The 23,285-nt window shown below is 35.7% G+C and carries 19 protein-coding genes; 14 read left to right on the forward strand and 5 right to left on the reverse strand.

Annotated elements, in window-relative coordinates:
- Together DEU39_RS05265 and DEU39_RS05270 are read left to right on the forward strand one after the other, a co-directional pair.
- Complete coding sequence (locus tag DEU39_RS05265; protein ID WP_120231188.1) at positions 1-1,068, forward strand: HEAT repeat domain-containing protein; 1,068 nt, start codon at positions 1-3, stop codon at positions 1,066-1,068.
- Positions 1,062-4,499 (forward strand): sulfatase-like hydrolase/transferase, encoded by a 3,438-nt coding sequence (locus DEU39_RS05270; protein WP_120231189.1) that lies wholly within the window; start codon positions 1,062-1,064, stop codon positions 4,497-4,499. Before DEU39_RS05265 ends, DEU39_RS05270 begins: the two co-directional genes overlap by 7 nt.
- Here the strand turns inward: DEU39_RS05270 and DEU39_RS05275 are convergent.
- On the reverse strand, positions 4,496-5,731 hold the full coding sequence (locus tag DEU39_RS05275) for a YaiO family outer membrane beta-barrel protein (protein ID WP_120231190.1): 1,236 nt from the start codon (positions 5,729-5,731) through the stop codon (positions 4,496-4,498). The two genes, DEU39_RS05270 and DEU39_RS05275, sit on opposite strands and share 4 nt — an antisense overlap.
- A gap of 191 nt (positions 5,732-5,922) precedes the next feature.
- On the opposite strand from DEU39_RS05275, the gene xth reads away from it, so the two are divergent.
- Entirely contained in the window at positions 5,923-6,702 is a 780-nt protein-coding gene (gene xth, locus DEU39_RS05280) for an exodeoxyribonuclease III (protein ID WP_120231191.1), read from the forward strand.
- Positions 6,703-6,771: 69 nt separating this feature from the next.
- Here the strand turns inward: xth and DEU39_RS05285 are convergent, their stop codons facing one another.
- Positions 6,772-7,560: an XRE family transcriptional regulator gene (locus DEU39_RS05285; RefSeq protein WP_062669386.1), complete on the reverse strand. Its 789-nt coding sequence runs from the start codon at positions 7,558-7,560 to the stop codon at positions 6,772-6,774.
- A gap of 449 nt (positions 7,561-8,009) precedes the next feature.
- On the opposite strand from DEU39_RS05285, the gene DEU39_RS24290 reads away from it, so the two are divergent.
- The 7 genes from DEU39_RS24290 (at position 8,010) to DEU39_RS05320 (ending at position 17,166) form a co-directional block, all read left to right on the forward strand.
- On the forward strand, positions 8,010-8,294 hold the full coding sequence (locus DEU39_RS24290) for a bacteriocin-like protein (RefSeq protein ID WP_062669384.1): 285 nt from the start codon (positions 8,010-8,012) through the stop codon (positions 8,292-8,294).
- A gap of 207 nt (positions 8,295-8,501) precedes the next feature.
- Positions 8,502-10,886, forward strand: coding sequence for a TonB-dependent receptor (locus tag DEU39_RS05295; protein ID WP_120232199.1), 2,385 nt, complete (start codon positions 8,502-8,504; stop codon positions 10,884-10,886).
- A 285-nt stretch (positions 10,887-11,171) separates the two neighbouring features.
- Complete coding sequence (locus DEU39_RS05300; protein WP_120231192.1) at positions 11,172-12,665, forward strand: BspA family leucine-rich repeat surface protein; 1,494 nt, start codon at positions 11,172-11,174, stop codon at positions 12,663-12,665.
- A gap of 145 nt (positions 12,666-12,810) precedes the next feature.
- A complete protein-coding gene (locus tag DEU39_RS05305; protein WP_120231193.1) occupies positions 12,811-13,968 on the forward strand; it encodes an alpha/beta hydrolase-fold protein in 1,158 nt (385 codons plus the stop codon).
- Positions 13,969-14,163: 195 nt separating this feature from the next.
- Positions 14,164-15,039, forward strand: a complete 876-nt coding sequence (locus DEU39_RS05310) for a phosphotransferase (RefSeq protein ID WP_228436654.1) — start codon at positions 14,164-14,166, stop codon at positions 15,037-15,039.
- Between the two features lie 10 nt (positions 15,040-15,049).
- A complete protein-coding gene (locus DEU39_RS05315; protein ID WP_228436656.1) occupies positions 15,050-15,838 on the forward strand; it encodes a DUF2625 domain-containing protein in 789 nt (262 codons plus the stop codon).
- Between the two features lie 89 nt (positions 15,839-15,927).
- Positions 15,928-17,166, forward strand: a complete 1,239-nt coding sequence (locus DEU39_RS05320) for a hypothetical protein (protein WP_120231195.1) — start codon at positions 15,928-15,930, stop codon at positions 17,164-17,166.
- A 99-nt stretch (positions 17,167-17,265) separates the two neighbouring features.
- On the opposite strand, the gene DEU39_RS05325 is transcribed toward DEU39_RS05320, so the two are convergent.
- Both DEU39_RS05325 and DEU39_RS05330 read right to left on the reverse strand, forming a co-directional pair.
- A complete protein-coding gene (locus DEU39_RS05325; protein WP_120231196.1) occupies positions 17,266-17,673 on the reverse strand; it encodes a GNAT family N-acetyltransferase in 408 nt (135 codons plus the stop codon).
- Positions 17,674-17,694: 21 nt separating this feature from the next.
- Positions 17,695-18,030 carry an antibiotic biosynthesis monooxygenase family protein gene (locus DEU39_RS05330; RefSeq protein WP_120231197.1) on the reverse strand — a complete coding sequence of 112 codons (336 nt, stop codon included), beginning with the start codon at positions 18,028-18,030 and terminating at the stop codon, positions 17,695-17,697.
- A 94-nt stretch (positions 18,031-18,124) separates the two neighbouring features.
- On the opposite strand from DEU39_RS05330, the gene DEU39_RS05335 reads away from it, so the two are divergent.
- Both DEU39_RS05335 and DEU39_RS05340 read left to right on the forward strand, forming a co-directional pair.
- On the forward strand, positions 18,125-19,582 hold the full coding sequence (locus DEU39_RS05335) for a PLP-dependent aminotransferase family protein (protein ID WP_120231198.1): 1,458 nt from the start codon (positions 18,125-18,127) through the stop codon (positions 19,580-19,582).
- Between the two features lie 150 nt (positions 19,583-19,732).
- Positions 19,733-20,686, forward strand: a complete 954-nt coding sequence (locus DEU39_RS05340) for a DUF6624 domain-containing protein (RefSeq protein WP_120231199.1) — start codon at positions 19,733-19,735, stop codon at positions 20,684-20,686.
- A 328-nt stretch (positions 20,687-21,014) separates the two neighbouring features.
- Here DEU39_RS05340 and DEU39_RS05345 read toward each other — a convergent pair whose 3' ends face one another.
- Positions 21,015-21,608, reverse strand: coding sequence for a hypothetical protein (locus DEU39_RS05345; protein WP_120231200.1), 594 nt, complete (start codon positions 21,606-21,608; stop codon positions 21,015-21,017).
- A 143-nt stretch (positions 21,609-21,751) separates the two neighbouring features.
- Between DEU39_RS05345 and DEU39_RS05350 the strand changes: the two genes are divergently transcribed.
- Complete coding sequence (locus DEU39_RS05350) at positions 21,752-22,147, forward strand: VOC family protein (protein WP_120231201.1); 396 nt, start codon at positions 21,752-21,754, stop codon at positions 22,145-22,147.
- Positions 22,148-22,344: 197 nt separating this feature from the next.
- Complete coding sequence (locus tag DEU39_RS05355) at positions 22,345-23,214, forward strand: DMT family transporter (protein ID WP_120231202.1); 870 nt, start codon at positions 22,345-22,347, stop codon at positions 23,212-23,214.
- Positions 23,215-23,285: the final 71 nt, after the last annotated feature.

Raw genomic sequence — 23,285 nt, forward strand, 5'->3', positions numbered from 1 at the left:
ATGTTTCTCACCACTTCTGTGCATTTTCTTTTTCTTGTTTTTCTGGGAATGCTGTCTTTAGTACTCTTACTGATCATCGTTGTACTGATTTACAGCTTTTATCAGTACAGAGAATCTGTTCAGTCATTCAGATGGTCTGAAGTGATCAATAAAAAAATCTCAGAAGTGATTGTATATGGTGAAGAGGAAATGCCTGCAGACACTACCTTTTCAGTAACTTCCGGCAGTCCTTCATTCAGAAATCTGTTCCTTCAGAAACTGGCAGAATCTGAGAAAAAATTTTCCGGAGCAGCACAAAATAAAATCAAAGACTTATTCCGTGAATATGGACTTCAGGAAGAAGCATTGAAAAAGCTGAATCAAAAGAAAGAACATATCATTGCAGGAGGAATACAGGAACTTACAGCGATGCATGTGGAAGAAGCATTGCCAAAAATTTCTACATTTTTAACCCATCCTTCAACTCAGGTGTATCAGGAGGCTCAATATGCGATGGTTAACCTTAAAGGATTCGAAGGTCTTCATTTCCTGAACAGCATTTCCTCCATAATATCAGAATGGCAGCAGCTTCGTTTGCTTATTTCGATCAACAACATTCCCGAGAACTCAGGGGATGATATTAAAAACTGGATGAAAAGTTCTAATGAATCCGTAGTCATTTTCACCCTTAAACTCTTAAGGAAATTTCAGATATTATCACTCTATTCTACAGTAATTGATCTCCTGGATCATTCTTCTGTTGATGTACGAATACAGACCGTACAAACTTTATTGTCACTGGAAAATTCTTCCACCATAGCTCATCTTATGGAAATATATCCCGATCAGCCGGTTGAAGTACAGAAAGAGATTCTGAAAGTCATGAAAAAGTCGAAAGACCAATACAGTACAGATTTTCTGAAAGATCAATTATTAAATAACCAAGACTCAGGAATAAAAGTGCATGCAGCAGAAGCTTTATGTGCTTTGGAGCAACAGGAATACCTGGCAGAAATATCCCAAAAAGAAACCTCTTCAGAAGAACTCATTCAAATTATTAAATACGCATTACAGGAAAAAGTATGTTAGAATTCTCACACATCATCTATGAAGTTGTTATTTGGCTGTTTTTGATTTACGGAACAGCAGTAACCCTTATCTATGGCTGGATAGGAATTTATGCGCTTGGTGCTGTATTGCGTTATAAAAAAGAAAATACATTCACAGATTACAGTATTATTGCGGCCAATCCCAACGCTCCGGTATTCAGCGTTATTGCTCCGGCATATAATGAAGGGATGACCATTGTGGAAAATGTACGTTCCCTCTTATCTCTTTACTATCATAATCTTGAAATTATCATTGTAAATGACGGAAGTAAGGATGATTCCATTCAAAAGCTGATCGAAGCTTACGAACTTGAGTCTGTAGCTTATTTTATTCAGGGAAAAATAGAAACCAATGCGGTAAGAGGAGTGTATAAAAGTAAAAATCCGGCCTTCAAAAAACTGATTGTTGTTGATAAAGAAAACGGAGGAAAAGCGGATGCTTTAAATGTTGGCGTCAATATTTCCTCCGGTGAATATCTGGTCTGCATTGATGTTGACTGTATTCTGGAGCAGGATTCGATTTTAAAGCTCGCAAAACCAATGCTGGAGCAAACTGATAAAAAGTTCATTGCCTGCGGTGGAGTGATTCGCCTGGCCAACAACTGCGTTATTGAAAACGGAAAAGTAGTAAGTGTCAATATGCCGAAATCTCTTCTGGGAAGAACACAGGCATTGGAGTACATTCGAGCTTTTGTACTTGGACGTATGGCATGGTCCAGAGCATCTGGATTGATACTGATTTCCGGTGCTTTTGGAGTCTTTGACCGAAAAATTGTACTGGCCTGCGGCGGCTATGATAAAAACACAGTGGGAGAGGACATGGAGCTGGTGGTAAGAATGAGAAAGTACATGGAGGAAAGAAATGAGCCTTACGAAGTACTTACTATTCCGGATCCACTATGCTGGACAGAAGTTCCTGAATCCAAAGATATTCTTAGAAAACAAAGAAACAGATGGATGCGCGGCACCATGGAAACCCTTTGGAAACACCGAAAAATGATGTTCAATCCAAAGTATAAAAAGCTGGGGATGATCAGCCTTCCTTATTGGTTCTTCTTTGAATTTCTCGGTCCGCTCATCGAATTTTCAGGTTATATTATCTTTATCATCTTTTTATTGCTGGGAATTATCAACTGGCCGTTCTTTATCGTTCTGTTCGCCCTTGTGATTTCAATGGGATTTTTATATTCCATCTATGCGATACTGGTAGATCTCGTAAGCCATCAGGTTTACACCAAAAGAAAAGACTTCTTTAGATTAATTTTCACTGCTTTTTCCGAACCTTTTTATTTTCATCCCATTGTAGTAAAAGCAGGAGTTAACGGATTTATAGATTATTTCAAAAAATCTCATGGCTGGGGCGAAATGACAAGACAAGGTTTCAACCAAAGCACACAGCATTTACCTCTGAAAGAAAGGATATATGCTATTCTTCAGGCGGGAATCAAAAAATGGGGAATGCTGGCGTTGGTTTTCTTTGCATTATTTTTAATAGGAGTAACCGCAGAATCTCTATGGTACAAATATACCTTTCCCAAATTTGAAACATCAGCCATTATTGGCCCTCTTTTCTTTGAAAATATCTTATTTGCACTGCAACTGACATTCTGTGTCGGAGTTATATATCTGATTATTAATTTTATCAAAGAAGGCTGGGCAAGAATTCTGGGAGTACTAACCCTGGTTGTTGTAACCGTTACACAATATATCTTATTCCTATATTTTTCTGAAAGCCGTAATGTATTGGGTGCAGACCTTTTATACTATAGCAAAGAAGAGATGAAGCAGATTTTACAGGCAAGCGGAATGCTCAACTTCAAAAACTTTGCATTATTGGGAATTTTGATAGCAGCCTCCCTTGTTCCTTTATGGATTGCAGGTAAAACCGCTTTAAAATCAATCTATCCGGGAATGATACTATTGGTTTTCGGGTTAGCAGCATTCTTTATTCCCTCCAATCTAGCAGGAGCAAAAGTTTTGAATTCTGATACTGAGTTTAACCAAAATGCAGCAAAAAGTAAATGGGCTTATTTCTTTAAATCCAACCAAGATAATTTCATCAGCGATCATCCGGAACTCACAGAATTGTTGAGCGATAATGAAGATTTTACTGCCAATGCAGAAATGATCGACAAAAACTTTCCGTTCTGGAGAAAAGAAAACACCCCGGATTTCTTAGGATTCTATATGCACAAATCCGAGAAAGTTCCTAATCTTGTTTTTCTTGTGATGGAAGGCTTCGGACATGCGTATACATCGCCGAAGGGATATATCGGTAACTTCACCCCTTATCTTGATTCTTTATCCAGTAAAGGGTTGTATTGGGAAAACAGTTTAAGCTCAGCAGGAAGAACATTCGGAGCATTACCATCATTGACGGGGTCTCTTCCTTTTGGAAAAAACGGGTTCCTTGAAATAGAAAAAACACCAGAGAATTTCAATCTTTATAATATCCTTAAAGCGAACGGATTCGAAACAGGATTCTATTACGGAGGCCATATATCATTTGACCGCTACCGTGAATTTCTGGAGTACAGTGGAGTAGATCATATCGTAGATGAAGCCTCATTCAGCAGTCCTTACCGTAAACTTCCTGCCAACAACGGGGAGAGCTGGGGATATGAAGATCAGGCTGTTTTAAGTAAAATGCAACAGCAGCAGAAAGCACAGAATCAACCGTATTTCAATATGATACTTACGCTTTCAACCCATAATCCTTTTTTAATCAACAATAAGGATTATTATGAAAAGTTGTACAACCAAAGACTTAACTCAGGGATTTTAACCAAAGAACAGAAAAAGTGGGCAGCCGCTCACAAAAATCAGCTCATCTCCGTATTGAATGCTGATGATGCGATGAAAGGTTTCTTTGAAAATTACAGCAAACGCCCTGATTTCAAAAACACAATTTTTGTCATTACAGGAGATCATAGTATGCCTGAAATAACCTTAGAATCTAAAATTGACAGATTCCATGTGCCTTTATTAATCTATTCGCCGTTATTAAAAGAATCAAAGCGATTCTATAAAACAGTAAGTCATTTTGATATCGCGCCTTCCATTCTGGCGTACTACAGAAATAATTATCAAATCAATACCCCTTCTACAGTTACATGGGTAGGACGTGGCTTTTCTGCAGATTCTGAAATCAGCAAGGCCGGAATTCCTATGATGCAGAGTAAAAACCAGCTTATAGATTTTGTTTCTGAAAAATATTATATCCATGACGGACAGCTTTTCACACTTAAGGATATGGAAGAAGATGCTTCCAATGATGCTGCAGCCATGGGTAAAATCAACGGCAGGTTCAATCAGTATAAAAGCATGAATGCTCAGTTTTATTCCACGAAAAAACTGATGCCGGATTCGGTAATGGTCAACTTTAAGAAAAAAACAAAGTCAAAGTTTTAAAACTTTCGGGTATAGCCTAAAGTAATATCAAACTGATTCCCTTTTTCACCCGGACGGAATTCCTGGTTATAATACATCGTTCCTACAGAAAAAAGATTGACGGAGCGGTAAGAGAAATTATACTCTGCACCTATTTTAAAGGTTTTAAGCTTAAAGGTCTCATTTTCCAAAAGGTTATTTCGGTATTCTTCCGGACTTATTCCTGTTCCGATCTGAAAAGCAAAATAGTCCTGAGCTCCTTTAGTATAATAACGTACCGTTCCTGTATAAGAATGGGAAATGTTTTTGCTGTCAGGCGTTATATAAGTACGAAGGTTGAACCAGAAATTTTTATAGTATTTTCCTACAGCCGCAGTATACATCCAGATGCTGTTGCTGAAATGAAGCTGGCGGTAGCCCAGTTCCGCCTCAAAACTGTGAGGAAGATTGGCATTCAGGGAAACTCCGGTACGGTATTTCGGAAACAGACCTACATCATCAGAATATCCTCCGCCTACATAAAGGTAGAACATTTTGGAAAGTCTCGGATAGGCTTCCAACTCAATCTGTGTACCGCCTTGTGCAAATTTGTTCGCATAGTTTCCACGAAGGATCACAGAACCAATAGGTGTAATTCTTTTGTAACTTACGCCCACGATATGCCAGTCGTCATCAAACTGCTTGTCAAAATGGGAATAGTTGTAAATAATTCCGACAGCATTTTTAGAAGACAGATCCTTGATTCTTACTGCAAGAGCCCTTGCCTCTGTATTTTTTGGATTGATAGATAATAGAGTGGTTATCGCTTTATCAGCTTCCTCATAATGATCCATTCCAAAATATACTTTTGCTTTCAACAACAGTAATGTCTCAGATTTTGAATGATAAGAAAGTCCTTTATCTATAATTTCGATAGCCTTTGTATTCTGATCATTCCAATATTCCAATGAAGCATACGCCAGAAAATAGTCTTCATCCCGGACCTCTCTTTTTCCGAGATCTTCAAACACAGCTCTTGCTGCAGCCAGATCTTTGTTCCAGGTATATAGCCTTCCCAAAAAAACCGAAATATCAGTATAATTGGGAGCTTTTTCCAAAGCCTCTTTTGCCAGGGCAATAGATGTAGCATAGTCTTTCTGCTCAAAAGCAGTGGTACGGGCTTTAACAAATAATTCATCAGCAGTAAGATTCTGCTGGCTGTATAGCGTAATTGGAAAAAGTAAAGCTAATAAAAAGGTCGGATATCTTTTCATCGAGGTTTATTATTAATGAGCTACATCTTTATTACAAATATATTGAACTTTTATCTCTCAACCCAGAGATTATTTATTAAAACTTACTTTTTTGAGATTATTATTCCACAAAACATCAAATAATAGATATTTATGATGGAATAATTATTGTCGTAATTAAAAAAGAATTGATTTTTTAAAAAAGCTTCATCATGAAAATAGCAACGTATAACGTAAACGGAATCAACGGCAGGCTTCCTGTTTTACTCAAATGGCTGAAGGAAGCTTCACCAGACATCGTCTGCCTTCAGGAGCTAAAGGCCCCACAGGAACGTTTCCCTGTACAGGAAATCAATAAAGCAGGATACCAGGCGATATGGAAAGGGCAGAAAAGCTGGAACGGAGTAGCCATACTGGCAAAAAACAAAGAAATCACCGAGGTACAAAGAGCTTTACCGGGTGACACAGACGATGTACAAAGCCGTTATATAGAAGCTATTATTGATCAAATGGTCATCTGCTGTTTGTATCTTCCCAATGGAAATCCTTATCCCGGACCTAAATTTGATTATAAATTATCCTGGATTAAACGTTTTAAGCGACGAACCAACCAGCTCATCAAAATGGAACTCCCTGCTATCCTTATCGGCGATTTTAACATCATTCCCGAACCTATGGATGTTTATAAACCTGAACGTTGGGAAAATGATGCGCTATACAGAACGGAAGTGAGAAAAGCATTTAAAGATCTTCAGAAAAAAGGGTGGCTTGATTCTGTACGAAGTCTTTACCCCGACGAAAAAGTCTATACCTTCTGGGATTATTTGTATAAAGCCTACGACCGCAATGCAGGAATGAGATTAGATCACATCCTATTAAGTCCATATCTTCAGCCTAGACTGACTTCCGGTGGAGTAGACAGTCATGTACGGGGGTGGGAAAAAAGCAGTGACCATGCTCCCGTGTGGGTTGAACTATCGGATCGTTTGTAATTAGAGAAGTTCATATATAATATACTCCCGGAGTAAAAACCGGGAGTATATTAATAAATATTATAAGTATTAAGATTGTTTACGACGACGGCCAGAAACCTTTTTGTCAAGGTTCCTGATATCCTGTCTCAGTTCACGGAACATTTCTTTAAAATTGTAGCTTTCATAATCTCCCGGTTCAAAATCTTCAGGGAAAATTCCTGAAGCATACTGCCATATTTCCACTACTTCTTCAAAAGGAATATCATAAGGTTCATAAAACGAATTGTCAGCACTTACACAGATGGCATTTTCTTTTCTTTCTTTAAAACGCTTATAGGTAATTCCGTCATTTAAGGTAACGAAAACATAGGTTTTGCCTTGTTTCAGCTCATTGATTCCCTCTACATATTTTCCTACAATATAAGACCCATTTCTGAACGGGGGCATAGAATCCCCATCTGCAGGAAAAGCTCTGTATTTTCCATTGGTAAGAAAAGGAAGAGCAATACGCTGAAGACTTTCGATGTAGTCTATATCGCTATAACCTTCCAGATATCCCATTGAAGCTTTCTGAGGAATAATTTCTATCGTATCATTTCCATGATTATCTACCGCAACCGGAAGAACAATTCTGTTATCCGGAAGCTTTAGCATTTCATCTATCGGATGCTTCTCAATATCTACAGACAGCATAAGGTCAATACTTACATGGAAATATTTTGAGATTTTTACCAACAACTCGATAGGAGGTTCAGAAATTCCGTTTTCATATTTTGAATACCGGACTCTTGAAATCAATAATTCATCGGCTACATTCTGTTGGGAGAGCTTTCTCCTGGCTCTTAAAAAGCGTATATTATTTGAAAAAACTGACATTGATATAAGTATGTCAGCAAAAATACAAAATTTGATTCCGTTATCAATGAACAGAATGGTTTTTACCACAAGAAGAACACAAATTTTATCTTCCTTTTATCTTTTTTAAAAAAATTACTCTATCTGAAGACTTCAAACGATCAACTTTCACCTTATCTGAAGCCTGTTTATAGGCAAATTACAGAGGCTTTATAGCCATTGAAAAATAAATACCAATAAAGAGCATTTAATGCAAAAATAATAACTCTAAATTCCACAAATTGAGTTATCATTTTTAACTTTTAGAAAATCAATCACATATAAGTGAAAATTATATCCTTATTAAAATACACTTATATTAATGAAATATTAAATAATAAAAACTTATAATTAATTTATTCAAAATAATTTGCAATTGTAAAGTTATTATTCATATATTCGTGATGTAATAATCATATAAAATTATAGTTATGAAAAACTTAAAAAAATTGGACAGAAACGAATTAAAAGCTATTTCAGGTAACGGATTACTAGATCCAATCGGCGGTCTTCTAGGTGGACTAGGAGGTGTAGTTGGTGGAGTAGTAGGCGGTGTAGGTACTATCGTTGGAGGTGTTGTATCTGGCGTAGGATCTACAGTAGGTGGAGTAGTAGGCGGTGTAAGCACTGTTGTAACTAACGCTTTATGCCAAACACAATGTGTTGTTAATGGTGTAGTCCACATCAAATTACTTGAGTGCGGTTCTACTTGCTAATCAGTAAGCAAATTCACAGTAAAAAATCAGACCGCTCTTTTCAGAGCGGTTTTTCTATATCCTTATAGACCGCAAAATATCTCATAACACATTTATTTTCAGATGATTAAATTTTTTTCAGCGCTTTCAATAAAAACCAATAAAGCAACATTGTTGCATTAATGAATTTAATGTTCTAGCTTTGCCGGATCATTAAAGTATATGCACATGAAAAGGACTGTTTATTTTTTGGTGGGTGGCACACTTATGTATTCACCATCCATTCTGAAAGCTCAGAAAAGTACCCCTGAAAAAAAAATTGTAAAAGACATAGAGTCTGTACAAGTACAGGGAAAATCTAATTATAACACCGTAAATATTTCAAGAAAAAAACTGGATTTTATTCAATCCAATACCCTGGGAGAAACATTGAGTAAAATTCCAGGAATTCAAAATTCGGGATACGGACCGAATTCCGGTGCTCCCGTGATCCGAAGCCTAAGCGGAAACCGGGTAAAAATACTGGAAAACGGAACAGCAGTGAATGATCTTTCCGGGATAAGCCCTGATTTTAATACGGATATAGAGATGAACAATGTTCAGAGTATCACTGTTTATAAAAACTCTGCATCAGTTTTATATGGAGGAAAGGCTATTGGAGGAGCCATAGATATTGAAACGGATTATATCGCAAGACAATTGCCGGCTAAAAAGATCAATATAAAAGGTCTTCTTGAAGGCGGAAGCAACAGTGGACAAAGACAAGCTTTTTCAGCGAAAGGAGTTATTGCTAAAAACTGGGTCTGGACGGTAGGAGCATCCAATCAGAAGCAGGAAATGGTCAGAATTCCCGGAAAATCAAAAGACAGCAGATGCTATGATCCGGATCTTGTCGGTTTCAACAGTATCTTACAGTCGTTGTGCCAGATCGATGTAAATTCAAGACGCGTACTCAATAAAAGTCTTTTTCCTTACATCAGCCAGTTTGCCAAGGATCACATGATCGAATATGAACTCTCTGAAGATGATCTTTACACCTTCAGTTCTACGTATTACAATCCTGCTGATGGTAAACATTATCCCAATCCAAAGAATGATCTGTATGTTCCTGGTCAGGATGCCGTGAAAGACCGTTATAAAAGTGAAGTAAACGGAATCAAGGATTATGTGGAAACAAAAGATGGAGTGATACCCAACAGTCATTCGGAAAGCAATTCATTTTATGTAGGAACCAGTTATATTGGAAAATCATTGTATGCGGGAGGGGCTTATCAGAATTCTTATTCCTATTTTGGAGTTCCCGGGTATGCCATCCCTAAAATTCCCCAACATAGCCATGGAAAACCACAACCCAAAATAGAATATAGTCCCATTAATATCAGAAGCTTATCCCATAAAGCTATGTTTGAATCCGGTTACAAGTTTACCCATTCTCCGATTTCAAGCATCAAACTGAATTATATGGGTGTATTTTCAAAAAACGCAGAACTTCTGGACCGTTACCGTGCCAATCAGTTTGCTGTAAACCAACACAATGGACGTCTGGAAATCACACAGCAGAAATTGAAATTTCTCACAGGAACTACAGGTCTTGAAGTACAATACAGAGATATGAAAGGAACCGGAGGCCAAAGATATCTGCCTAATACTATAAGCCGTGAAATTGGGATCTTTACGATGCAGCATCTTGATTTTAATATCATTCAGTTTGATCTTGGGTATAGAAATGATCATGTGCAACGTAGAGCGGAAGCAGATAATAAGTATGTCAGAAGCCGAGGGCTTTCGGGCGGAAAACTCAGCGACAGAGATTTCACGCTTCACCAATTTCATAGTTCCGCACAATGGAATATTTTTAAAAAAGGATATCTGAAAGTACAGTACAACCATTCAGAAAGAGCTCCCGAAGTGAATGAACTGTATTCAGGAAACAATCATTTTGCGATCCTGACAGAAGAAAATGGTGATGACAAGCTGGATAAGGAAACAGCCAACACCATTGAAATCGGGGCTGGAGTTAATCTGAAAAACCTAAGAGTCTCAGCCAGCTGGTACAATACTTCTTATAAAAATTATATTTACCTTGCCCATACCGGAATTTCCAGAAATACTTTTATTGTAAAAGAATGGCGTTCTGATGACACAGAAATCAATGGAATTGAAGCTGAAGCTACTTATAAAACAGATCTTGGAAAAATAGGAAAGTGGGAGATAGGCGGATATTATGATCTGGTAAGAAATATAAGTGTTGCCGACAGCTCCATAAGAAAGTGGAGTGATGGTGATTATATGCCCAATATGCCAACAAGCCGTTTTGGATTCTCTCTGGAAGGAAGTATACAGAACTTCAGTATGAATGTAAGTTTAGACCATTATTTAAAACAAAAATATTTAGGAAAGAATATCAATCCTGAGCTTCCTATGCCGGCATTTTCATTGCTAAATGTACGTTTAGCCTATAAAGACAACAGTTTAGGCATAGGTGATCTGGAGTATTATATTATAGGAAATAATCTGTTGAACACCGAGGCAAGGCTTCAGAACTCTCAGTTAAAGTTTCTCAGCCCGCTTCCCCGAATTAATATTTCAGCCGGTATGAAAATAACAATATAAATCAATCTCATTTCTGCAGTTATTATGAATTAATAGCTGCAGATTTTTTTAGGTTATCCATGTAAAACCACCTTTTAGGATGCAGACTATTTCTGGTTGTTTTCAACCTGTTTTTTATACAAAAATTAATCAAAAAAAACTTAAAAAAAGAGGTTATAACTTTTAATACGACGAGTTCTGTCGCCGCGCGTAAGTACCTTTGTATTAGAGATAAGATAAAGAATCCCGGGAAATTAATTGTCTTACTAAACCCAATTTTAACCTAACAAAAACCTCTTTTAATTTATGTGTAAAAAACAACTAATAATCATTTTTCTCCTTTTATTTTGCATTTCCTATGCGCAGAATGAATTTACTACCATCTGGAAACCCAATGCAAACGGCGTCATTGATCATTCAATAAGATTCGGTGGCACAGGAACCGATTACACCATTCACTGGGAAGAAGTAGGATATCCTGAGCATAACGGGATGTTTGATTATGTAAACTCCAGCAGCAATGAGCCTTTACTCATATATTTTGGGCCATCATTCCATCCAGATCCTCTGCAGGCCACTTACGAATTAAAAGTATCAAGCGGTAACGGATCATTTTACGGATTCAGGGCCAATACCGAAATCATACCTCCAGGTGGAAATCAGGAACTTATAGAACTTAGCCAGTGGGGAAATACGACATGGCTTCAGCAATTCGACAGAGCATTCGCCAACTGTCCCAATCTTAACGTAACGGCTGCAGATACTCCTGATTTAACACAGATAACCAGTTTATCACAAATGTTCCTTAACTGTTCATCTTTGACAGGCTATACTTCATTTTCTTACTGGAATCCATTCCGTATTACGGACATGAGCGGTATGTTCAGCGGAGCGACGCTGTTTAATCAGAATATCGGAAACTGGGATACGGCAAAAGTAACTAATTTCAGCAGCATGTTTTCTTCTGCATCTTCTTTCAATCAGGATATTTCTGCCTGGAATACGATATCCGGAACTGATTTTTCCTCCATGTTTGCAGATGCCACAGCTTTCAACCAGCCATTAAATTCATGGAATACAGAAAATGCGACTAATTTCCGCTATACATTCTATAATGCAGCAGCATTTAATCAGCCACTTGATAACTGGAATACTGGTAAAGTGACAGATTTTGAGCATATGTTTGAAAATGCAGTATCATTCAATCAGCCCATCGGAAACTGGGATGTAAGTAAGATTGATTATTTTGCTGGATTTAATATGTTTGCAGGTGCTTCACATTTTGACCAGGATATTTCTTCATGGAATATCAAGCTTCAGAACTTCAGCTGGAATTCAATCTATTTTGGATTTAAAAATGTCGGCTTATCATGTACGAATTACAGCAATTTTCTCATCGATCTGAATAATAATCCTACCTGGGCGAATTCGACAATAACGTCCGGAGTTATAGATGCAACAGGATTGGTTTATTCTACACCGCAAGCGATGCTTGCGAGAGCCCAACTCATCAACAAAGGCTTTAATATTATTGGAGATTCCTATATTTCAGGTTGTTATCTGTCATCAAGAGAAGTTTCCCCAAAAACGAAAACTTCCGTGTATCCTAACCCAACAACAGGATTGATCAACGTGGAATCCTCAGTAGACGAAAATGTTTATTTATATGATAATAACGGTAGCCTCATTAAAAATATATTGTTTAGAAAAGGGAAAAATACCATCGATCTTACTGAATATCCTTCAGGAGACTATATCTTTAAAGGTGATACTTTTTTTAATAAAATCACCAAGCAATAATTAATCAGCTGAAAGGCTGTCTGTTTAAAGTCAGCTCCAAAATCTAAAGATTTTGGAGCTTTTTATGGAAAAAATCGAACAACATTACCATCGTTACAAATTTTATATGAACACAATCCGTAAATTTGAGTCTTAACTGATATCCATGATAAAAAAGTACTTACTCTTTCTTTTAGTTTTCACTTCAGCAACGTCTTCACTGCTTGCCCAGAACTATGAAAGATATAAAACACTAAAAGACACAATATTACAATCAACAAGTCTGGGATTTGAGAAAAAGATTTCTGTAATAGTTCCCATAGAATGGCAAAAGAAGTCCGGGAACAAATTCCCATTAATTATTGTATTTGATCGGCAAAATAAAAGAAGTAATCATTATATTCTCAATACCATTGACTATTTAACGAGTAATGAACAGATTCCTTCCTCTATCGTAATAAGCGTTGAATCAGAACAAAGATACCGCTATCTGGAAACACAGTATAAAATTTCAGATCCCAACGGCCTTGCACAAGAGAATGAAAAATTTATTTTTGAACAACTCATCCCATTAGCTGAGAGAGAGTACAAAGCCTCTTCTTTTAGAGTTTTAATTGGTCATTCCAGATATGGATATTTTACAACATCATTATTGAATTCCAGAATAAATGACTTGAATGCAATTATTTCTATGAGCCCATTTTTTACTCAGAAAAATGTTGACCTAACAGATTCTATAAATCAATTCAGTAAGCGCTCTTTTCATACAAAAAAATATTATCGCTATGGAATTGGAAACGATTATCCCGAAGATTTCCTGAAGATGGATTCCATCATTAAGAAAATTAACAATCCCTTTCTGGATATGAAAGGATATGAGTTTAAAAAAGCAGATCATAATGCAACGCCAGGCTTACTTATTAATACAGCTCTTTACGAGATATTTGAAGATTGGTCTGCCATTCAGTCAAAGTATATATCAAATAAGCAAACAGACTTAAGCATTAAATCATCATTGGATAAAGAAATACGATCCAATTACGGCATTAATCTAAATTTTTCATTGGGTATTTTAAACGGAAAAGGGTGGGCATTTTATAATGAAAAGCAATATGATAAAGCTATTCAGGCCTGGAAAATCCTTATAGATTCTTATCCAAATTTTTCAGAGGCTTATTTAAATATTATAAAGGCTAAAATCTTACTAAAACAGGATTACTCTGCAACTGTTAAAGAATTCAATATTTCATTAGCAAATTCTGAATTTTATAAAGAAAAGGAAAAGAAGGATTTAGAAATTGAATTGCATGAAATAGTTAAATAAATGAATGTAATAGGTGTAAAATCGAAAAATGTTAACGAAATTGCACAAACTATATAACCAGCTACGCACGAGAATTACATGACAGAGAAATTTCCGACAATAAACAGCACCCTTTCACCTGATAGACTTGGTCAACTTATTCAAGAAAAATATGGACTAACCGAAAACACAGAATGCAGGATCTTCCGGCTTGCAATGAACCATTTATACATCGTTCATGATGGCGAAAACAAATACGTTTTTAGAGTGTACACTCATGATTGGCGAACCGAATTAGAAATTCAAGAAGAATTAAGACTTCTCAATCACCTGAAAGAAGCAGACCGACAAGTTGCTTTTCCCATAGCAGATCAATCAAACAATTTTATTCAGAAAATTGAAGCTCCGGAAGGAACAAGATTCGGTGTTTTATTTTCATATGCTAAGGGTATAAAAACAGCAAAATTCTCACCGGAAACCAGCTTTCTGATTGGGCAGGCACTAGCTAAAGTTCATCAATCAACAGAACATGTAGAACTGATGAGAATGTCTTACAATGCTCAAAACCTGCTTAAGAATCCTGTTGTAAGGACAAAAAATTTCTATAGTAAAAACACGACCGAAATTCAATTTTTAGAAAGTCTTTCCGATTTTTTAACGCTAAAAATGGAAAATACAGACCTGCAGAAAATGAGATATGGAGCGATTCATCTTGATGTCTGGTTTGATAATTTACATATTGATAACGAAAAAGAAATCACATTTTTTGACTTTGATTTTTGTGGTAATGGTTATTTATGCTTTGATATCTCTTACTTTCTATTTCAGTTATTTACAACCCACCTGAACGAAGAGGAGTATGAAGCAAAAGCAGATAGCTTTATAAAAGGCTATGAAACTGTCACTAAAATTCATGATGAAGAAAAAAAGTTTTTACCTTACGCATGTCTGGCTATTATGACCTATTATATAAGTGTTCAGTGCAACAGATTTGAATATTGGACCAATATTTTCCTGAATGAAGATCATTTAAAAAGAATGGTGGGCAATCTCAAACGATGGATTGCTTATCATAAAATTGAGGTAAAATAATGACAGAAAAATGTATACAATTAATTATCATTTTAGAAAACTAATCAGCATGATAAAATGTTTGACAATTATTATATTATCCTTCTTCTCATTAACAACTTATGGACAAACAAAAATGCGCTCTATTGATGAATTAATAAACGATAAAGATCAAGGTTGGATTCTTGTAAAAGAATGGATAGACACCGCAAAAAATAAAGTGGAAATATTACCCGTAGATAGCAACCAAGCAAGGGATGCTTTATACAAAACCCAAGTTACAACCAAATCTCCAATGGGTTCAATTGTATACATGACAGGGGGCCTTTTGGTTGATAATGGCTGGATAAGAATTCTTGGCTCAGGTAGTGATAAGCTAAGCAGGTCATTGCCGGAATGGAATAGAGGAAAAACATTTGAGGATTATGGACAGCCAATTCCATATCTTTTAATTGCTGACGATGCAATAGGAGGTATTTTCATTCTTAATGGTGGCGGACTTGGAAACGATTTAGGAAAAGTATATTATTTGGCACCTGATAATTTGGAATATGAACCTCTTGACATTACTTACACTGAATTTCTGAATTTTTGCTTTAATAAAAATCTTGATGAATTTTATAAAGAATACAGATGGGCAAATTGGAAAAAAGATGTAGCAAAACTTAAAGGCGACCAGGTATTCAGTTTTTTTCCTTACTTATGGACAGAACAAGGTAAGGATATGAGTAAAGGATCAAAAAAGAAAGTTCAAATTGAAGAAAGTTACAAGCTTACTCTTGAATTTAGAAAGAAACTTGGATTTGATGCAGAGAAATAAATAATAGAGCTTTTAAATTTCACTCAAACTATATCTAAAAATTTATATGATGAATGCAAGCTTTCTTATCTTAAATAAATATTGTTAATATGAATACAAAACCCATCACTTTTCCCAATCAGAGAAAGCATAATGCTGTACTACGTTTTCTGCATTTGTTTGTTATTTCTTATGTGTATCTTTTTATTTTTACCTCTCAGTTTTCGCCTTTAGCAGGAATACATAAGAGTGGAGTCTTGTGGTTGTGTAAAAATGTTTTTCAGCAAACGCAGGTAGAATATATTACAATGACTGGCAGCGGCGATACTACATTAGATTATTGGGTAGTGCTTGTAAATATTGGCTTAGCGGTAGTGGCTGCACTCGTTATACTTCTTGCAGATAAAAAACAGCGGACATTTAAAGATCTTCATTGGTTTACGGTAGTAGTGGCACGCTATTATGTAGCTATGATAATGCTTTCATACGGTTTTGCAAAACTACACGACGGGCAGTTTCCTCCTAATTCAATTGGCAGGTTGGAAGAAAAAGTTGGAGACATGTCACCAATGGGGATGGTATGGACTATGATGGGAGCTTCCACTGGTTATACATTTGTTTCCGGATTATTGGAAGTTATTGGTGGACTTTTGCTTCTTTTCAGGAGAACCAAAACCTTTGGTGCACTTTTTTCCATGACGGTAATGATCAATGTAGCTCTGTTGAATTTTTTCTATGATGTGCCGGTTAAAATATTTTCCAGTCATATTGTTTTGTTCTGTCTTTTTATTGTAAGCGGTGATGCAATGGCATTATATCGTTTTTTTATCTTGCATCAGCCATCGCAGTTACGTTTTCAAAAAAGAACATTCGACAAAAAGTGGAAGAGTATTACAGTTATTGTATTCAAATGGCTTGTAATAGCTTTTTTCATATTAAGCTCTTCATCAGCACTATTCTATACACCTCCGGCCGCTCCGATGGAGGGTGCATATATTGTAGATAAATTTATCATAAACAACCAGGAAATATCATGCAACGATTCCATTGGCTGGAAAAAAATATTGATAACTTCTCCAAGCCGGACAAAAGTAATCCTGAACAATGACAGTACTAAAACATTCCAGAGCGTTTTAGATACTGAAAATAAAACACTTATGCTTCGTAAAATAGATCATCAGGACCTATATGCTTACCTGCATTACAACAGTCAAAAAGATAGTATCATTTTTACAGGAAATAAGGGTCGTGATTCTGTAAAAATAAAAACAATAAGAAAGAAAAAAGAAGATTATCTTTTAAACAAGAGGAGTTTTCATTGGATTAATGAGTATCCGTTTAACAGGTAAAAGATATATAGCTTAGCGGGAAACAATATAAATAAGTGATTTTACTTAAAGAAGACATGTAGTTTTAGTACATGTCTTCTTATTTTCCGGGGTATTTCATTATTTCAAATCCTCCACATTGTTCAGTATATAGCACTGTTCCCACTGTTTCATCCCGATTTTAGGGTAGTAGCCCACAGCTTTTGGTGCGGCCAATAAAATCAATGTAGCTTTTGGGGTGTGTTCTTTTGTCAATCGGATTAATTCTTTTCCAATGCCTTTCTTTTGATAATTCTCATCAACCGCCAGATCTGAAAGATAAGTGCAGAATGCAAAATCAGTTAATGATCTTGATATTCCAATCAATTTACCATTATCCCGGGCAGTTGCAATAAGATTGGCATGCTGCAGCATCTCTGTTATTCTTTCCGGTTCGTTTACCGGACGTCTTTCTCCTAATGTAGAGTTTACCAGCACCTGAGTAAATTCTTCTATTCCAATTTTCTCTTCAATTTGATACGTAATCATTTTTATTTTTTTACTGTTATTTCAAAAGATATTATCCGCAGGGGCTTCCTGTCTTTCAGACATCCCATAATCCCGTATCACGGAAGCTACACGCAATCTGTAATCTTCAAACACAGAATTCCGTCCTGCCTGTTGTGCTTTCCTGTGAGTGGTTCTGTTGCGCCATTCTTTTATACCATCTTCATCTTTCCAAAAGGACAGGGAAAGGATTTTTCGGGGATCTACGAGACTTTGAAACCGTTCAATCGAAATAAATCCAGGAATCACTTCCAGTTCTGACTTTAGGGATCTCGCTATATCCAGATATTCATCTTTTTTTCCTTCTTCAGGAGCGACTTCAAATATTACAGCTATCATACTTTTAATTAAAAATTATTTGATTTACAGGGCAAAATTATAGGTAATTTGGACTACATTTGTATACCAGATTAAACATATAGAGTAGTCCAGAATGTTTCCGTTTGAACATATCATCACTATTGATAAAGAAAAAAAGCTTCCTGTTTACAGACAGATAGCCATTTCTATTATTAATGCAATAAGAAATGGTAATGTAAAGGCCGGAATGACTCTTCCTGGTACCAGAGAACTTGCAAAAACACTGGGTGTGCATCGTAAGACGGTAATCGCTGCATATGAAGAACTCAATGCCCAGGATTGGATCCTGATTATTCCCCGGAAACAGGTCAGAGTATCTGAGCGTATTCCAACTCTACAACCTCAAAAGTGGAACGCTCAAAATTCATCTTTATCCTATGAAAATAATTTCGACCTTCCGATTCATCTATCAAAGAAAGATCCGTCACAGCAGGAGCTGACTGTTCTTCCTGAGATTTTCATTGATGATGGGCATCCCGATATTCGCCTTTCTCCTATAGATGAACTGTTGAAAATTTACCGCAGCTATACATCAAGAAGCTTTAGCATTAAAAAAGCAGTTGTTGGGACAACTCAAGGTACATTAAAACTAAGAGAAGAGCTATCGAGATATCTATCTGCAACAAGAGGGCTGAATATTTCCGCTGATAACCTATTGATTACCCATGGCGCACAAATGAGCATCTATCTGGCGGCTCAGTTGCTTTTCCAGGATGGAGACATTATTGTTTCCGGAAAACCGGGATATCCTATTGCGAACAGTGCATTTGAGAAAACAAAAGCATCTGTAATAGAGGTTCCTGTAGACGAAAACGGATTGGACATTAATGCTCTCGAAAAAATGTGTAAAAAGAAAAAAATAACTGCTGTATACCTCATTCCTCATCATCATTATCCTACAACAGTCACTTTGAGCGTTGAAAGGAGAATGAAACTGTTGGAGCTTTCCAATCAATATTCGTTTGCTATTATTGAGGATGATTACGATTATGATTATCATTATTCCTCCTCACCATATTTACCTTTGGCAAGTGGAGCTCATAAGGGGAATGTCATTTACATTGGTTCATTTTCAAAAATATTGGGTTCTTCCATTCGTATTGGTTTTATGGTTGCTCCTAAAAATTTCATTCAGGAAGCTGTTGTTTTACGAAAAGCAATTGATGTAGGAGGGGATGGATATATGCAGAATGCATTAGCAGAATTGATTAAAAGTGGTGATTTGGGAAGGTATCTGAAGAAAGCCAAAAAGTCTTACCATCAACGCAGAGATCATCTGAATATACTTTTGCAACAGCATCTGAGCCCTTATATCTCTTTTACCTTACCAGACGGCGGCCTGTCGGTTTGGATACAGCTCAAACATCCCTACAGCGTTAATACATTGAAAACTCCTTTACAATTGCAAATCAAACGAATAGATGAAGAAGAGAATGCTTTTCGATTAGGTTTTGCTTCAAAGAATGAGAAAGAACTTGAAGAGATCGTTTTATTCATGAAGAAAATTCTTACAAATAGGTATTCAATATGATTATTTAATTAAAAAACAAAAAATTCATCAATCCTACGAAAACCTAGTATAAATTCTTTTTTATGATCTCTTAACAATTCAATCATCAAAATAAATTTTATATTAGTAGAATAATAACCATCTAAGATTTAAGAATTAAATACAGAAAACATGAGAAATACTATTTATACTTTGTTATTACTATTTTTATTCTCAGGCGTTAATGCTCAGGAATATTCAAAATTAATAAGTGAAGCTAATCAATTATATGAATCAAAAGAGTATAAAATGTCTGCAGATTTATATGATAAAGCTTTTAAAATCGAAAGCGAAAATCCAAGTCACTTATATAATGGTGCATGTTCATCTTCTTTAGCGGGAAATACAAAACAAGCATTTAAATGGCTGAACTTATCAATAGAAAAAGGCTGGACCAACCTAAAGCACTTAAATTCTGATACTGATTTAGAAAATTTGCATTCAAAAAAAGAGTGGGGGAAAACCATTGAAAAGTTAGAAAAAAAATTAGCAGCCATAGAAGCAAATTATGACAAACCCCTGCAGGCTGAGTTATTGGCAATTCTTGATGAAGACCAGAAATATAGAGTACAAATGAGTGAAACTCAAAAAAAATTTGGCCCAAATTCTAAAGAAATAAATGACCTTTGGAAAATAACCAATCAGAAAGACTCCATTAACTTAATAAAAGTAAAAAAAATATTAGATGAAAAAGGCTGGGTGGGTAAAGACAAAGTAGGCGCGCAAGCCAATAGTGCATTATTTCTTGTCATTCAACATTCAGATCTGGAAACGCAAAAAAAATATTTACCCATGATGAAAGAAGCGGTAAAAAAAGGAAATGCAAGTCCAGGTTCTTTAGCTTTGTTAATTGACAGAATAGAAATTCGCGAAGGCAGAAAACAAATCTACGGAAGCCAAATAGGAATCAATCAAAGTAATAATACTTACTATATTTTACCTTTAACTGATCCTGACAATGTAGATAAAAGAAGAACAGAAGTTGGCTTAGATCCAATCTCTAACTATGTTAAAAATTGGAATTTGGTTTGGGACGTTGAAAAATATAAAAGAGAATTACCCGAATTAGAAAAATTAAATAAATAGAAAACCATCTGATTACAGCAGTTGGCACAAGTGGCGGATTAAGGCTCAATTAAAAGATTCCTTAATCTGCCATTTATTTTATAAGAAACGTAAGGGATTAAAAACTTTCTGGATTTAAGATGATTTATCTGAAAATATAAGCAGTTGCGGAAGATAGAGTTTATTATACTTGAAAATCTGATGCAATGGCCGAAAGTATAAAATCATGAAATATAATAACATGTTCTGTGAATCTTTGAAACCCAAATAACATGCAATTTAACATAATATAAATTATAGGATTTTTATTATAGCCTAGAAGTAGAGTAACTAACCGCCTGAGAATCTCTTATTCTGTCATTTTCCTGGCCAAATATTCTTTAACCGTTTCTAAGAACTCTTTCTGGGTCATAAAACGATCCAGAAACTCTTCCAGTTTTCCTTCATTCTCAATTTCCTGAAAATACATTTCATGATCCGTTCCGTAGACTGTTGGATTATTCTGGTCAGGATCTGTTGCACAAACAAAAAAATGATCAGGATATCCATAAGAATAAAATATACAGATAAAATCCATCTCTTTGCCTTGTACGATTTTTTTTAATTCATATTCATCTACAAGTCCATCCAGTTCTTCATAATCCTCTATATTTTCTTTAAAGGGCGTGAAAATCCAATCTTTGAAAAAATATTGACCGTACGGCAATTCATGGTTAGAAAAATAATGTTCCAGTAAGTTCTTATAAAAAATTTTCTGATCCTCTATATACAAATCTTTGTACTGCTCATAATACTGATCGATCCCATAAACATCCCAATCTTTGTCATAAAGATGATGACTGAAACTAATACTCTTCCAGTTTTCAACAAAACTTTTATCAGCACGCAAACCCTCTGTATTTCCTCCTAACTGCTTAATTTTATCTACAATACTCTTATTCATGCACTATAATTCATTATTACATTATGTTAAATTGAAACCATTCAAAGTCTCATACTGATCTTAAAAATACAAAATCTTGCCACATGGCAGGTTTTCTTCTGTAAAAACAGAATACCTTTATCCTAACCAAAAAATAAAATAGTATGAAACCTAAAATGATATGGGCCAATCTGGCTGTAACCGACCTCGAACGCACACAGAAATTCTATACTGAACTGGGATTCAGACCTAATAGCCCACACAGTTCCAATGAGCTGGTAAGTTTTTTTATGGCTGGAAATGAATTGGTTGTTCACTTTTTCTTAAAAAATATCATAGAAAACAACCTGAAAAGCATGAAATTTGGAGATCCTCAAAGCTCCAACGAAATTATATTCACCCTTTCTGCAGAAAGCAAAAGCCAGGTGGATGAATGGGCTGAAGAAGTAAAAAATGCTGGTGGAACCATTGTTTCAGAGCCTGAGAGCTTTGGAGAAAATTACTACGGTTTTGTATTTGCAGATCCGGATGGACACAAGTTCAATGTATTTTTTATGTAAACTTTCAAAATATTTTTCCCTATATTTGACATTCAACAGATCAATATGAACCGCTCGAACTGTCTGCCTCCTCCGGCACCTTAATATTTTCAATTTAATTTGAAGCATACTCATGTCGTTAACTTATTAACGATCGGTTTTGCCGTGCTTCACATTCTAACAAAAATATTAATTCCAATTTTACAGTTCATTCTCAAATGAAAAAATCATATTTATTATTACATCTGGCCGTAATTTTGGCCGGATTTACAGGTGTATTCGGGAAATTGATCACTCTTAACGAAGGTTTACTGGTCTGGTACAGACTCCTCTTCTCCTCTATTATTTTGTTCTTTATTGTAAAGCTCTTGAAAATCCCAACGGATATTACTTTGCGGGGAAAAATTCAGATCTCAAAGGCAGGATTACTACTTACATTACATTGGCTTCTTTTTTATGCCAGTATAAAATATGCCAATATATCCATTGGTGTAGTGTGTTACTGTCTGACAAGTTTTTTCACCGCGGTATTCAAACCTGTTATTGATAAGGAGAAATTCAAGCTTTCAGAATTACTTCTCAGTACGTTAACGATTGTAGGAATCAGTTTAATATTTCACTTTGATACTTCCTATCAGCTTGGGATTATACTAGGCGTCTTTTCATCGGCATTCGGGGCTTTGTATACGATTTATAACAAACGTTTGGTGAGTCATTTTGATACCAAAATCATCAACTATTATCAGATGATTGCCGGTACTTTATGCTGGGGAGCGTTTTTGCCCGTATATCTCCTCTATTTTCAGTCAGATAGCATAGTTCCTGACTTAAAAAACACGGCTTATTTGGGCGTTTTATCGCTTTTTTGTACTGTTGGCTTATATGTAATGTTTGCAGAGGTTTTGAAGAAAATTCCGGCATTTACCGTTAACTTAACATACAATCTGGAGCCTGTGTATGCTATTATTATGGCGTTCTTATTTTTCGGAGAAAGCAAAGAAGTGAATCTTTCGTTTTATATAGGATTGGTCTTTATTATTGCTTCTGTGGTTTTGCAGACGGCAATTTCTATTAAGAAAACAAAATAAAAATCAAAGCTTTTTAAACCAAAACCGGACACCTAAGTTAGTTTAAGTGTCCGGTTTTTATATCATAGTTT

Source organism: Chryseobacterium sp. AG363, from assembly GCF_003610675.1.
GTDB lineage: Bacteria > Bacteroidota > Bacteroidia > Flavobacteriales > Weeksellaceae > Chryseobacterium > Chryseobacterium cucumeris.